Origin of the sequence: Streptosporangium amethystogenes (assembly GCF_000721075.1) — a bacterium.
GTDB lineage: Bacteria > Actinomycetota > Actinomycetes > Streptosporangiales > Streptosporangiaceae > Streptosporangium > Streptosporangium amethystogenes.
Genome location: NZ_JOEQ01000004.1, coordinates 539,177 through 552,365, shown reverse-complemented (window position 1 = coordinate 552,365; position 13,189 = coordinate 539,177). Strand labels below are relative to the sequence as shown.

At 69.3% G+C, this 13,189-nt stretch carries 11 protein-coding genes; 6 read left to right on the top strand and 5 right to left on the bottom strand.

Annotated elements, in window-relative coordinates:
- The first annotated feature begins 21 nt into the window (after positions 1-21).
- Positions 22-951: a cation diffusion facilitator family transporter gene (locus tag IG98_RS0107220; RefSeq protein WP_030907357.1), complete on the top strand. Its 930-nt coding sequence runs from the start codon at positions 22-24 to the stop codon at positions 949-951.
- Here the strand turns inward: IG98_RS0107220 and IG98_RS0107215 are convergent.
- Positions 943-1,299 (bottom strand): MerR family DNA-binding transcriptional regulator, encoded by a 357-nt coding sequence (locus IG98_RS0107215; RefSeq protein ID WP_037969490.1) that lies wholly within the window; start codon positions 1,297-1,299, stop codon positions 943-945. The genes IG98_RS0107220 and IG98_RS0107215 overlap by 9 nt on opposite strands.
- Before the next feature lie 221 nt (positions 1,300-1,520).
- Here IG98_RS0107215 and ahcY point away from each other — a divergent pair, with 221 nt between their 5' ends.
- On the top strand, positions 1,521-2,948 hold the full coding sequence (gene ahcY / locus IG98_RS0107210; RefSeq protein WP_030907351.1) for an adenosylhomocysteinase: 1,428 nt from the start codon (positions 1,521-1,523) through the stop codon (positions 2,946-2,948).
- Positions 2,949-3,028: 80 nt separating this feature from the next.
- Entirely contained in the window at positions 3,029-4,270 is a 1,242-nt protein-coding gene (locus IG98_RS0107205) for an adenosylhomocysteinase (protein ID WP_084195173.1), read from the top strand.
- A gap of 132 nt (positions 4,271-4,402) precedes the next feature.
- On the opposite strand, the gene IG98_RS0107200 is transcribed toward IG98_RS0107205, so the two are convergent.
- Entirely contained in the window at positions 4,403-5,056 is a 654-nt protein-coding gene (locus IG98_RS0107200) for a DUF305 domain-containing protein (RefSeq protein ID WP_051751710.1), read from the bottom strand.
- A 383-nt stretch (positions 5,057-5,439) separates the two neighbouring features.
- Here IG98_RS0107200 and IG98_RS0107195 point away from each other — a divergent pair, with 383 nt between their 5' ends.
- The gene (locus tag IG98_RS0107195) at positions 5,440-6,879 is read left to right on the top strand and encodes an LVIVD repeat-containing protein (RefSeq protein ID WP_051751709.1); all 1,440 of its coding nucleotides are present in this window, start codon (positions 5,440-5,442) and stop codon (positions 6,877-6,879) included.
- A 237-nt stretch (positions 6,880-7,116) separates the two neighbouring features.
- The gene (locus IG98_RS0107190; protein ID WP_030907339.1) at positions 7,117-8,499 is read left to right on the top strand and encodes an LVIVD repeat-containing protein; all 1,383 of its coding nucleotides are present in this window, start codon (positions 7,117-7,119) and stop codon (positions 8,497-8,499) included.
- Positions 8,500-8,665: 166 nt separating this feature from the next.
- Here IG98_RS0107190 and IG98_RS0107185 read toward each other — a convergent pair whose 3' ends face one another.
- On the bottom strand, positions 8,666-9,700 hold the full coding sequence (locus IG98_RS0107185; RefSeq protein ID WP_084195172.1) for an RDD family protein: 1,035 nt from the start codon (positions 9,698-9,700) through the stop codon (positions 8,666-8,668).
- Positions 9,701-9,737: 37 nt separating this feature from the next.
- Here IG98_RS0107185 and IG98_RS0107180 point away from each other — a divergent pair, with 37 nt between their 5' ends.
- Positions 9,738-10,733 (top strand): stage II sporulation protein M, encoded by a 996-nt coding sequence (locus tag IG98_RS0107180; protein WP_030907333.1) that lies wholly within the window; start codon positions 9,738-9,740, stop codon positions 10,731-10,733.
- Positions 10,734-10,796: 63 nt separating this feature from the next.
- Here IG98_RS0107180 and IG98_RS0107175 read toward each other — a convergent pair whose 3' ends face one another.
- A complete protein-coding gene (locus IG98_RS0107175; RefSeq protein ID WP_030907331.1) occupies positions 10,797-12,161 on the bottom strand; it encodes a DUF58 domain-containing protein in 1,365 nt (454 codons plus the stop codon).
- Between the two features lie 3 nt (positions 12,162-12,164).
- Positions 12,165-13,088 (bottom strand): AAA family ATPase, encoded by a 924-nt coding sequence (locus IG98_RS0107170; protein WP_030907328.1) that lies wholly within the window; start codon positions 13,086-13,088, stop codon positions 12,165-12,167.
- Positions 13,089-13,189 lie beyond the last annotated feature (101 nt).

The window sequence follows — 13,189 nt, the reverse complement described above, 5'->3', positions numbered from 1 at the left end:
ATGAGCTGAGCGGAGGCTGCCGTGAGCGCGGGCGGCGGTACCAAGGCAATCATCGCGGCGTTGGCCGCCAATCTTTCGATCGCGGTGGCCAAATTCGTGGCGTTCCTCTTCACGGGTTCGTCATCGATGCTCGCCGAGTCGGTCCACTCGGTGGCCGACTCGGGCAACCAGGCGCTGCTGCTGCTCGGCGGCAAGCGCGCGCAGCGTGTGCGCACGCCCCAGCATCCCTTCGGATACGGCAGGGAGCGCTACTTCTACGCCTTCGTGGTGGCGGTCGTGCTGTTCACCATCGGCGCGGTGTTCTCGCTCTACGAGGGCTGGCACAAGATCTCCGCTCCGGAGGAGCTCACCTCCCCGATATGGGCCTTCGCTGTGCTGATCTTCGCGATCATCGCCGAGGCGTTCTCGTTCAAAACGGCGATCGCCGAGTCCAACACGGTTCGGGGAGACCAGTCGTGGGTGCAGTTCATCCGCCGCGCCAAGGCGCCCGAACTGCCGGTCATCGTGCTTGAGGACCTGGGCGCGCTGCTCGGCCTGCTCTTCGCGCTCTTCGGCGTGACGATGGCCGTGGTGACCGGCGACCCGGTCTGGGACGGCATCGGCACCATCATGATCGGTGTCCTGCTCGCGGTCATCGCGATCATCCTGGCGATCGAGACCAAGTCGCTGCTGATCGGCGAGGGCGCGGGTCCCGAGGTCGAGGTGAGCATCGTGCAGGCCCTGGAGAGCGCACCCGAGGTGACCCGGGTCATCCACATGCGCACGCTCCACCTGGGCCCGGAGGAGATCCTGGTCGCCGCCAAGATCGCGGTGGATCACGACGACACGGCCGCCGAGGTGGCCCGGGGCATCGACGAGGCCGAGCGGCGCGTCCGCGCGGCCGTCCCCGCGGCCCGGGTCATCTACCTGGAGCCCGACCTGGACAGAGCCAGGGTCAACGGCTCAGTCTGAACCCGGACGAGACGCCTGGGGGCGCTGGAGCAGTCGCAGCGCCTTCTCCTTCTCGAAGTCGAGGGCTCTGCGGGGGGCCTGGAGACGGCCGATCCGCAGCCCCAGGTCCCTTACCGCCTGGGCGACCGCGGGCTCACTCAGCGTCCGCAGCGCGAAGGCCAGTTCGGCGGGGGAGATGTCGAACCGTTTCTCCAACTCGACGCTCTGGGCGACGGCGGAGAGTTCCTCGGGGCCGAACCGCCGGTGCGCGCCCTGGTTCCTGATCTCCGGGAGCAGGCCGAGTGCCTCGCGGTAGCGGAGCATCCGGGGGGACATGCCCAACCTCCTGGCGGCCTCGGTGATCCGCATCGCCGCCCCCCTCTCGTGGATTTTCGGGAAAGCTTACATTCTTGTGTCAGGTTACCCGCTCAGAAGGTGCGCGGAGGCTCCCGGGACGCCTAAACTCGCAACCGTCGACTTTTCCGATGGAGTGGTAAGCCCGGCCCGAGAGCGAAGCGTGATCGCGAGACGAGCGCGATCGGCGAGGGTGTGAGGCAGACGCCGCCCATCAACCAGAGGGGTAACCACACATGGACTTCAAGGTCGCCGACCTTTCCCTTGCGGCCTTCGGGCGCAGGGAGATCCAGCTCGCCGAGCACGAGATGCCGGGTCTGATGGCCGTTCGCGAGGAGTACGCCAAGGCCCAGCCGCTGGCCGGGGCGAAGATCATGGGCTCGCTGCACATGACCATCCAGACCGCCGTGCTCATCGAGACCCTGGTCGCGCTCGGCGCGGAGGTTCGCTGGGTGAGCTGCAACATCTTCTCCACCCAGGACCACGCCGCCGCCGCCGTGGTCGTCGGCCCCGAAGGCACCCCCGAGGACCCCAAGGGCGTCCCGGTCTTCGCCTGGAAGGGCGAGACGCTGGAGGAGTACTGGTGGTGCACCGAGCAGGCCCTGGCATGGCCCGGCGGTGACGGCCCCAACATGATCCTCGACGACGGTGGCGACGCCACCCTGCTCGTCCACAAGGGTGCCGAGTACGAGAAGGCCGGCGCCGTGCCCAGCACCGGAGAGGACGACCCGGAGGAGTGGGGCATCATCCTCGACCTGCTCCGCCGCACGGTCACCGACGAGGGCCGCTGGACCCAGATCGCCTCGCGCATCAAGGGCGTCACCGAGGAGACCACCACCGGTGTGCACCGCCTGTACGAGATGTTCAAGGCCGGCACGCTGCTCTTCCCGGCGATCAACGTCAACGACTCGGTGACCAAGTCCAAGTTCGACAACAAGTACGGCTGCCGCCACTCGGTGCTCGACGGCCTCAACCGCGCCACCGACGTGCTGATCGGCGGCAAGGTGGCGGTCATCGCCGGCTACGGCGACGTCGGCAAGGGCTGCGCCGAGGCGCTCAAGGGCCAGGGGGCCCGGGTCATCATCACCGAGATCGACCCGATCTGCGCGCTTCAGGCCGCCATGGATGGCTTCCAGGTCACCACGCTGGACGAGGTCGTCGGCATCGCCGACATCTTCGTCACCACGACCGGCAACTTCAACATCATCACGGCCGACCACATGGCCCAGATGAAGCACAACGCGATCGTGTCCAACATCGGTCACTTCGACAACGAGATCGACATGGCCGGTTTGGCCAGGATTCCCGGTATCGAGAAGACCGAGGTCAAGCCGCAGGTCCACACCTGGCGCTTCCCCGACGGCAAGCAGATCATCGTGCTCGCCGAGGGCCGCCTGATGAACCTGGGCTGCGCCACCGGTCACCCCTCGTTCGTCATGTCCAACTCCTTCACCAACCAGGTGATCGCGCAGATCGAGCTGTTCACCAAGACCGACGAGTACCCGATCGGCGTCTACGTGCTGCCCAAGCACCTGGACGAGAAGGTCGCCCGCCTTCACCTCGACGCCCTGGGGGTGAAGCTCACCAAGCTCACCAAGGCGCAGGCCGAGTACATCGGCGTGGACGTCGAGGGTCCCTACAAGCCCGAGCACTACCGTTACTGATATCTGCGGTTGAGTCTCATCGGGCCCCCGCGGTGTCGCGGGGGCCTTCGGGCAATCTGGCGGGCGATCTGGGGAGAGACGTGGACAGCGCTCTGGTGGCCGCGGGTGAGCGGAGGATCGGGTGGGCGGCGCGGGCGATGCCGGTGCTCACCGCCCTCGGTGAGCGGTTCGCCGCCGAGCGCCCGCTGGAAGGGCTGCGGATCGCCGCGTGCCTGCACGTCACCGCCGAGACCGCCGTGCTCATGGGCACGCTCAGGGCGGGTGGGGCTGAGATCGCCCTGGCCGCGTCGAACCCCCTGTCCACCCAGGACGACGTCGCCGAGGCGCTCCGTGACTACGGCGTCGTCGTGCACGCGCGGGCGGGGGTCACCAGGGACGTCTACTACCAGCACATCCACCAGGCGCTCGACATCGCCCCCGACATCGTCCTGGACGACGGCTGCGATCTGGTCAACATCCTGCACACCGAGCGGACCGAGCTGCTGCGGACGGTGTCCGGGGGGTGCGAGGAGACCACCACCGGCGTCATCCGGCTCCGCCAGATGGCCGCCGAGGGGGCACTGAGGTTCCCCGTGGTGGCGGTCAACGACACGCGGACGAAGCGGATGTTCGACAACCGCTACGGCACCGGCCAGTCGACCATGGACGGCATCATGCGCGCGACGAACACGCTGCTCGCGGGTAAGACCGTGGTGGTCGCCGGCTTCGGCTACTGCGGCCGGGGTGTCGCCGAGCGGGCCAGGGGCCTGGGCGCGCGGGTGGTGGTGACCGAGATCGACCCGGTCAAGGCGCTGGACGCCCTGCTGCAGGGCTACGACGTACGGTCGATGGCGGCGGCCGCTCGGGCCGGAGACGTGTTCGTCACGGTCACCGGCAACCGTGACGTGATCAGGGGCGAACACCTGGTGGAGATGAAGGACGGCGCGATCCTCGCCAATGCCGGACACTTCGACGTCGAGATCGACGTCCGAGCCCTGGACGGCCTGGCGCAGGAGATCCACCGGGGGGTACGCCCCAACACCGACGAGTACGTTCTCGCGGACGGCCGCAGGATCCTGCTGCTCGCCGAGGGCCGCCTGGTGAACCTGACGGCCGCCGAGGGGCATCCCGCCGCGGTCATGGACATGTCCTTCTCCGCGCAGGCGCTCTCGGTGGCCTGGCTGGCCCGTGAGCGGCTACGGCTGGAGCCCGGGGTCTACGACGTGCCGGGGGAGATCGACGTGGAGGTGGCCCGGCTCAAGCTGGCCGCGGCCGGGATCGAGACGGACGAGCTCACTTCCGAGCAGGGGGAGTATCTCCACTCGTGGCGGCTCGGCTCGTAGTCACGCCCGACTCTCGGCCCGCGCTCCACGCGTCGCCCCGAACGGGCCGGGCCGGTCGCACCGGGGATTCATGACTCTGTCCCCTCCTCGCCCACGCGTCGGCCGACGGAGCCGTTGACGAAGGGGAGCGGGTCAGAGCTCGGCCTGCATCTCCCGCATTCTGCGGATCTCGGCACTCTGGGTGACCGAGACGTCGTTGGCCAGCTCCTCGATCCGTACGTGTGAGCCGGAGGTCAGGACCTGCTCGGACATCGTGATGGCGCCCTGGTGGTGCGCGGTCATGAGCTGGAGGAAGAGCCGGTCGAAATCCTTGCCCGAGGCGGCCTTGAGCGCCTCCATCTGCTCCGGTGTGGCCATGCCGGGCATGTCGCCGTGCCCGGCATGGTGTTCGGGAACCCGCTGGCCCTGCTGCTGGAGCCAGGTGGTCATGAACTGGATCTCCGGACCCTGCGCGTCCTTGATGCGAGAGGCCAGGCCCTTCAGTTTGGTGTGCTCGGACCGGGTCGGGGCCAGGGAGGACATGTCGAGGGCCTGACGGTGGTGAACGATCATGTCCTGGACGTACTTCACGTCGGCCGCGTTGGCGGTGGGCAGGGGTACGAGCGTGGCGGCCTCGCTCGGGCCGACGGTCCTGGCGACCTCACCCGGCCTGCCTGGGACGATCACCGGCGCCGAGGCCTGGGGGGGCGCGGATGGCTCCGGCTCCGAGGTGCACGCGCTGAGAGACAGTGCGGCGATCACGGCGATGAGCGCGGCGCGCACCCGGCCTCCTTGGTGAATGTCCATTGACGTCCTTCCGCGGGCGGAAAGCCGGGGATCTCCGCTTCTGAGCTGTCGGTCGGATCTGTCGGTCCGCAGGTCGGCGCGCCCGAAGCCGCCCCGCACGGACACGGCATTGGAACGCCATGTCCAACGTGGCCGCCGCGGAACACCCCAACCCTAACGGGTCGGGCCGGTGTGACGAGAGGGGGCTCGGCACCGAAGATACGCGGCATTTCGGACTCTCTGTCCAGTGCCGCAAGACCGTAACCCCTCTTGGGGCGGTCCGTAAAGGCCGCATGTCGAAAACAGTTGCTGACACTGTGACGGCTTGCCGACTGACCGTGCAGGATGAACGATTTAGGTATTTATGCACGCTTTATCAGTGCATGTAGCTAGGAGGTTCACGAGTGTCCACCCCCTCTGGGAAGGGCCTGACCGGCCGTTTCCTGTTCGTGGCCGGAGTCGCCGTCGCCACGGTGCTGGCCGCGGTACCCGCGCAGGCCGCCGACATCCCAGCGCCCGGCGAGATCGCCAAGAGCGCGAACATCGAGCACGTCCTCAACGTGCCCAAGCCCGCCACCCTGACGGACATCAACACCGACATGGCGTTCCAGGGTGACTACGCCTTCGTCGGCAACTACAGCGGCTTCTCGATCTACGACATCAAGGAGCCGAACAAGACCTCGGTGGTCAGCTCGGTGGTCTGCCCCGGCGGCCAGATGGACCTGTCGGTCTACGGCGACCTGCTCTTCGCCGCGGTCGACTCCTCGCGCAACAACGACTCCTGCAGCAGCGTCGGCCAGAGCGCCGCGAACAAGGACTCGTGGGAGGGCGTCCGGATCTTCGACGTCAGCGACAAGGAGAACCCCAAGTACGTCAAGGCGGTCGAGACCAACTGTGGTTCGCACACCCTGACGGTGGTTCCCGGCAAGGGCAGGGACAAGAAGAACGTCTACGTCTACGTCTCCTCCTACAGCCCGAGCGCGTCGTTCCCCGACTGCCAGCCGCCGCACGACAAGATCTCGATCATCAAGGTGCCGGTGAAGGACCCGGCGTCCGCCTCGGTCGCCGCCACGCCGGTGCTGTTCCCGGACGGCGGTAACCCCGGCGAGAGCCTGCCGTACCCCTACCGCACCTCGGCGACGAGCGGCTGCCACGACATCACCGCCTACCCGGAGAAGAACATCGCGGCCGGCGCCTGCATGGGCGAGGGCATCCTGATGGACATCTCCAACCCGGTCGACCCGAAGGTCACCGCCACGGTCCGTGACGACGAGAACTTCGCGTTCTGGCACTCGGCGACCTTCAACAACGAGGGCACCAAGGTCGTCTTCACCGACGAGCTCGGCGGCGGCAGCGCGGCCACCTGCAACGAGGCGATCGGCCCGAACCGCGGCGCCAACGCCTACTACGACATCCAGGACGGCCAGTTCGCCTTCAAGGGTTACTTCAAGATTCCCCGCCACCAGGACAACACCGAGAACTGTGTCGCGCACAACGGCTCGCTGATCCCGGTCAAGGGCAAGGACATCATGGTCCAGGCCTGGTACCAGGGTGGCATTTCGGTCGTGGACTTCACCGACTCGGCCAATGCCAAGGAGATCGCCTTCTTCGAGCGCGGCCCCGACAGTGCCCACAGGCTCAGCGGCGGCTTCTGGTCCGCGTACTACTACAACGGCCACATCTACGGCAGCGACTTCAACCTTGGTCTTGACGTTCTGAAGATCGATGACAGGCTCACGGACAAGGCCGACAAGGTCAAGTTCAAGGACCTGAACCCGCAGACCCAGGGGTCCTACCAGCCTGACAACAACGGTCACGGCAATGGCAACGGCCACGGTCACTGACCTCTGATGTGATGGTCGCCGGGCGCCCGCCGGGCGCCCGGCGACCATCACCCATGACGGGGCCGAGTGCCAGGGAGAATCGAAAAAAGAAGGTAGACCGTAAACTTGTTCAGAGCTTCTGTAAAGAGGCTGAATCATATTTTATTGTGACAAAGTCATGCCTTGTTGATCTGGGTGTCAGAGCAGATGGTTTGTTAACTTATGCATGCCTTATGTCTGTTCCTAGGAGGCACCCGAGTGTTCGCTCCACGAAGGACCGTCAGGGCATTGGTCGTGGCGGCGACGGCCGCCGCGATGCTGATGACCACGGTCTCCGCGCAGGCCGCTGACATTCCCCCACCCGGTGAGGTCGTCACCAGCTCCAACGTGACACACGTGGCCACCCTGCCCAAGCTTCCCGGCCTTGAGACCACCGTCAACAGCGACATCGCCTTCCAGGGCGACTACGCCTACGTCGGCAACTACGGTGGTTTCTCGATCTACGACATCAGGAATCCGAAGCGGGCCAAGCTCGTCAGCGGCGTCCTGTGCCCCGGCTCCCAGATGGACGTCTCCGTCTACGGCGACCTGTTGTTCGGCGCGGTCGACGCCTCCCGCAGCGACGACTCCTGCAACAGCGTCGGACAGGGCGCCGACATCAAGGAGTCGTGGGAGGGCGTCCGGATCTTCGACATCAGCGACAAGAAGAACCCCAGGTACATCAAGGCGGTGGAAACCGCCTGTGGCTCGCACACCCTGACGCTGGTTCCCGGCAAGGGCAGGGACAAGAAGAACGTCTACCTGTACGTCTCCTCCTACGCCCCGAGCGACTCGTTCCCCGACTGCCTGCCGCCGCACGACAAGATCTCGATCATCAAGGTGCCGCTGCGCAAGCCGACCGACGCGGCCGTGGTCAGCACGCCGGTGGTCTTCCCCGACGGAGGCAACGAGACGCAGCCCGGCCTGCTACGCCCGACCAGCGGCTGCCATGACATCACCGTCTACGCGGAGAAGGACATCGCGGCCGGGGCCTGCATGGGGGACGGCGTCCTGTTCGACATCTCCGACCGGGAGAACCCGGTGGTCACCGCGCGGACCACCGACCCGAACTTCGCGTTCTGGCACTCGGCGACGTTCAACAACCGGGGCACCAAGGTCATCTTCACCGACGAGCTCGGCGGCGGTGGCGCGGCCACCTGCAACGAGGCGATCGGCCCGAACCGCGGCGCCGACGCCATCTACGACATCGTCCGCGGCAAGCTGGTCTTCAGGAGCTACTTCAAGATCGGCCGCTACCAGGCCGACACCGAGAACTGTGTCGCGCACAACGGCTCGCTGATCCCGGTCAAGGGCAAGGACATCCTGGTCCAGGCCTGGTACCAGGGCGGCGTCTCCTTCGTGGACTTCACCGACTCGGCCCGCCCGCAGGAGTTCGGCTTCTTCGAGCGCGGCCCCGAGCCGAGCGGCGGGGGTGGCGGCATCTGGTCGGCGTACTACTACAACGGCTATGTCTACGCCAGCGACTTCTACCGGGGCCTGGAGGTCATCAAGATCGACGACCGCCGCACCGACCCGGCCAGGAACGTGCGCCTGGACCGGCTGAACGTGCAGACCCAGGCCTCCTACCAGGGCGGTCACTGAACCTCCTGAGGTGAGAGCGGTAGCGGGTTCGCAGGTCTGCTGAGAGGAGGGATGGCGGGGCTCCCGCCATCCCTCTTCGCCTGCCGCGCGTGGTTCGCCCACGGACGGCGTACGAGCGGTCGTCGTCGAGGTCTCGCCGCCCGTACGACGTGCCTGTCCGAGAAGGTCAGGCCGGAGGGACGAAACCGCCGGGCGTGGGGCCGGGGGCCTGCTCGACGGGCCGGGTCGCGGGTGACGGGGGCGCCGGATACGACGGCCCGGCCGGGGGAGGGAGCGGGATCCGCGGCTGTGACGGCCGGTAGGCGGGCCCGCCGTAGGGGTCGGGGGCGGCCCCGGCAGGAGCGTACGGCGGACCTCCGCTTCCGGGAGGCGCATAGGGCCGGGGTGACGGCGCGGTCAGGTAGGGCTGGGGCGGGGCGTGGCCGGACCACTGCTGGACGGGCCGGGGCGTGCCGGTCCGCTGCGCCAGGCGTGCCTGCTCGCGGCGCCGGCGCTCGGCCAGGACGGCGGTCAGGTAGGCGAAGGGCGGCACACCGGGCGGGGCGGGCGGGGACACGAAGGCCGACATCTCGGTGGCGATGCGCACCCCCATCCCGTGCTGCACGGCGGGGGCCAGATCGTGCCAGCGCATGAGGTACTGCCGCGCGGTGGCCGCGACCTGCTCGGGCAGTCGCGACAGCTCCAGCGTCGCCGCCCAGGAGGCGAGCTGCGGCGGCATGTCCAGCGGAGGCCCGTACTGCCGCGGGGCGCGCTCGGAGATCACGATGGTGCCGGAGAAGACGTCGCCGAGCCGCTTGCCCTTCTCCGAGATCAGCGAGCTGATCAGCGCGGGGGCGCCGCTGAGCATCCAGAACTCCAGGACCCCGGCCAGCCCGCGGAACAGGGCCTGCCGGAACCGTTCGGGACCGCCGTCATCGCTGACGACCCGAAGCCCGAGGGCGAGCTTGCCCAGGCTGCGCCCGCGCGTGAGCGTCTCGAACACCACCGGGTATCCCACGATCACGAGCACGGTGAGCACGAGGTAGACCATCGTCGTCAGAGCAGGGTCGCTCAGCAGGCCCAGGCTGCCGACCAGCAGGGAGATCCCCAGCAGCATCAGGACCTGGACCGTCATGTCGATCAGCAGCGCCGCGGCCCTGCTCGGGAGCTGGGCGACGCGGACCTCGACGACTACGGCCTCGCCGGTTACGACATCGGACACAATCAGCACCCTACCCGTGACTGGATAGGCTGCCCGCGTGGACATCGACGCATTCGTCACCGCGCACAGGCCCGCCTGGGACCGCCTTGAGGATCTGGTCCGGCGGCGTGGCTCGTTGGACGGCGTGGAGGTCGACGAGCTCGTCGACCTCTACCAGCGGGTGGCCACGCACCTGTCCCTGGTCCGCTCGGCCTCGGCGGACCCGATCCTGGTGGGTCGCCTGTCGGCGCTCGTCGCCCGCGCCCGCTCCGCGGTGACCGGGGCGCACACCCCGGCCTGGCGGGAGTTCATCCGCTTCTTCACCGTCTCCTTCCCGGTGGTCGCCTACCGGGCCCGCTGGTGGTGGCTGGCCACCACCGCCGCGTTCCTGCTGGTCTCCACGGTCGTCGCCGTCTGGGTGGCGGAAAACCCCGGCGTCCAGGCGGCGATCGCCACCCCGGAACAGATCACCCAGCTGGTCGAGCACGACTTCGCCGACTACTACTCGGAGAACCCGGCGACCTCCTTCGCCGGCCAGGTCTGGGTGAACAACGCCTGGGTCTCGATGCAGGTCATCATCATGTCCATCCTGCTCGGCCTGCCGATCCCGTACGTGCTGTGGGAGAACGCGGTCAACGTGGCCGTCTCCGCGGGGTTGATGGCCTCGCGCGGCAAGCTCGACATCTTCTTCGGTCTGATCACTCCGCACGGCCTGCTGGAGCTGACCGCGGTGTTCCTCGCCGCCGCCGTCGGCATGCGCCTCGGCTGGACGGTCGTGGACCCCGGCCCGCGCAGGCGCGTCGAGGCCCTGGCCGAGCAGGGCAGGGCCGTGATGAGCGTGGCGCTCGGCCTGGTCGTGGTGCTGCTGGTCTCCGGGCTGATCGAGGGGCTGGTCACCCCCTCGGGGCTGCCCACCTGGGCGCGGATCGGCATCGGGGTGGTCGCGGAGGCCGCCTTCCTGGCCTACGTGATCTTCTTTGGCCGCAGGGCCGTGGCCGCAGGCGAGACCGGCGACGTGGAGCGCGCCCCCGACCTCGCCCCGAGCGCCGGCTGAGCACCCCACCGGACCTCCCGGGCTCGGATCCCCCGGACACGCTCCAGGGCGCCCGGACGACCGTCAGAGCCGCCCGGACGCCTTCAGCGCCAGGTAGGCGTCGGCCAGGGCGGAGGCGAGCTGCTCGGGGGCGGCGTCCACCACCTCCACGCCCTGGCGGCGCAGCAGGGTGGTGATCCGCCGCCGCCCCGCGCTCAGCTGCTCGGCCGCCGCCGCGCCGTAGACCAGCTCGGAGGTGCCGCGCCCGGCGGCCATCTCGGCCACCTGCGGGTCGGAGACGGCGGCCAGGAGCACCAGATGCCGGGCGGAGAGCTGGGGGAGCACCGGCAGCAGGCCCTCCTCCAGTGCCGCCGGGTTGAGGTCGGTCAGCACGACGACCAGGCAGCGCCGCCTGGCCCGGGACATGACCGCCGCGACCATACCGGCCGAGTCGGCCTCGACCAGCTCGGCCTCGATCGGCGCCATGGTGTTGACCAGCGAGGACAGCAGCTCCGTACGGCCGGTGCCGGACACCCAGGCGCGCACCGCGCGGTCGTGGGCCAGGAGGTCGACCCGGTCGCCGGCGCGGGAGGCCAGCGCGGCCAGGAGCAGCGCCGCGTCCATCGACCAGTCGAGGCGGGGCCAGCCGGGCACCACCCGAGACCTGCCCTGCGGACCGCTCCTGGGTACCTCGCCGGCCAGCGGGATCGGGGCGGTGCCCACCCGCCCGGCCGAGGTACGGCTGGTGTCGAGCACGATCAGCACCCGCCGGTCGCGCTCCGGCCGCCAGGTGCGGACCACGACGTCGTTGCGGCGCGCGGTGGCCCGCCAGTCGATCGAGCGTACGTCGTCGCCGACCACGTACTCCCGCAGCGAGTCGAACTCGGTGCCCTGCCCCCTGACCATCGACGGATGCTGGCCCTCCAGCTCCCTGAGCCTGGACAGCTTGGCGGGCAGGTGCTTGCGGCTGAGGAAGGGCGGTAGCACCCGGACCGACCAGGGCACCCGGTGCGAGCCCTGGCGTCCCGCGACGCCCAGCGGCCCCAGCGCCCGCACCGTCACCGTGACCGCCTCGCGGTCACCCCTGCGGGTGGGGGTGAGCGTCGTGACCAGCCGACGGCGCTCGCCGGCCGGCACGTCCAGCGGCAGGTGCCGGGGGGCGGCCCCGGCGGATGGGGGCCAGGCGTCCCTGAGCACGCCGCGCACCCTGCGGGGACCGGGGTTCTCCACGATCAGCTCGACCGTGACCGACTCACCGAGCCGTACCAGCCGCTCGCCCGAGCGGGTGAAGCGCAGCGTGCGCACGCTTCCGGCCAGCAGCAGGTCGATCACGACCAGCACCGCGATCAGCAGCGCCACCCCGGCCACGGCGGGCCCCCCGCGGGGGGCGAACAGCACGACCAGGGTGCCCAGCAGGGCCAGCAGCGCGGCCCGTCCTGTCAGCGCCATGGGTCAGCGGGGTACGGGGACGGAGGTGAGGACGGCGTCGATGAGGCCGTCGGCGGTCGCGCCCTCCAGCTCGGCCTCGGGGCGTAGCTGGATCCGGTGCCGCAGCGCGGGCCTGGCCAGTGCCTTGACGTCGTCGGGCGTCACGTAGGCGCGGCCCGACAGCCATGCCCAGGCCCGTGCCCCGGCCAGCAGCGCGGTCGCGCCACGTGGCGAGACGCCGAGCTGGAGCGAGGGTGACTGGCGGGTGGCCCTGGCGATGTCCACGATGTAGCCGAGCACCTCGGGGCCCACGTGTACCTGGCTGACCGCCGCGCGTCCCGCGGCGAGGTCGGCGACGGTGGCCACGGCCCTGATGTGCGACAGATCGCGCGGGTCGAAGCCGAGCGCGTGCCGCTCCAGCACCGCGATCTCCTGGTCGCGGGGCGGCAGCGGGACGGTCAGCTTGAGCAGGAACCGGTCGAGCTGCGCCTCGGGCAGCTGGTAGGTGCCCTCGTACTCGATGGGGTTCTGGGTGGCGGCCACGATGAACGGGTCCGGCAGCCCGCGCGCCGCCCCCTCCACGCTGATCTGGCGTTCCTCCATCGCCTCCAGCAGCGCGGCCTGCGTCTTCGGAGGGGTTCTGTTGATCTCGTCGGCGAGCAGCAGGTTGGTGAAGACCGGCCCCTCGCGGAACTCGAACTCCGAGGTCTTCGCGTCGTAGATCAGCGAACCGGTGATGTCGCCCGGCATGAGGTCGGGGGTGAACTGCACGCGCTTGAAATCGAGCGTGAGCGCCGCCGCCAGGGTACGCACCAGCAGGGTCTTGGCGACGCCCGGCACGCCTTCGAGCAGCACGTGGCCCCGGCAGAGCAGCGCGATCACCAGCCCGGTGACCACGGCGTCCTGGCCGACGACCGCCTTGGCGACCTCGGCGCGCAGGGCTCCCAGCGCCTCCCTGGCACCGTCCGCGCTCTGCGCGGAGGGTGCGCCGGGCGCGGTCCTGACGACGGAGGTCGCCTCGGCGAGATCGCCGTTCCCCGGTGGTGTGG

Bases quoted from the DNA above. Each gene is read 5' to 3' on its own strand.
- IG98_RS0107215 (WP_037969490.1), bottom strand. From the start codon at position 1,299: ATGCGGATCACCGAGGCCGCCAGGAGGTTGGGCATGTCCCCCCGGATG.
- IG98_RS0107200 (WP_051751710.1), bottom strand. From the start codon at position 5,056: ATGGACATTCACCAAGGAGGCCGGGTGCGCGCCGCGCTCATCGCCGTG.
- ahcY (WP_030907351.1), top strand. From the start codon at position 1,521: ATGGACTTCAAGGTCGCCGACCTTTCCCTTGCGGCCTTCGGGCGCAGG.
- IG98_RS0107175 (WP_030907331.1), bottom strand. From the start codon at position 12,161: ATGGCGCTGACAGGACGGGCCGCGCTGCTGGCCCTGCTGGGCACCCTG.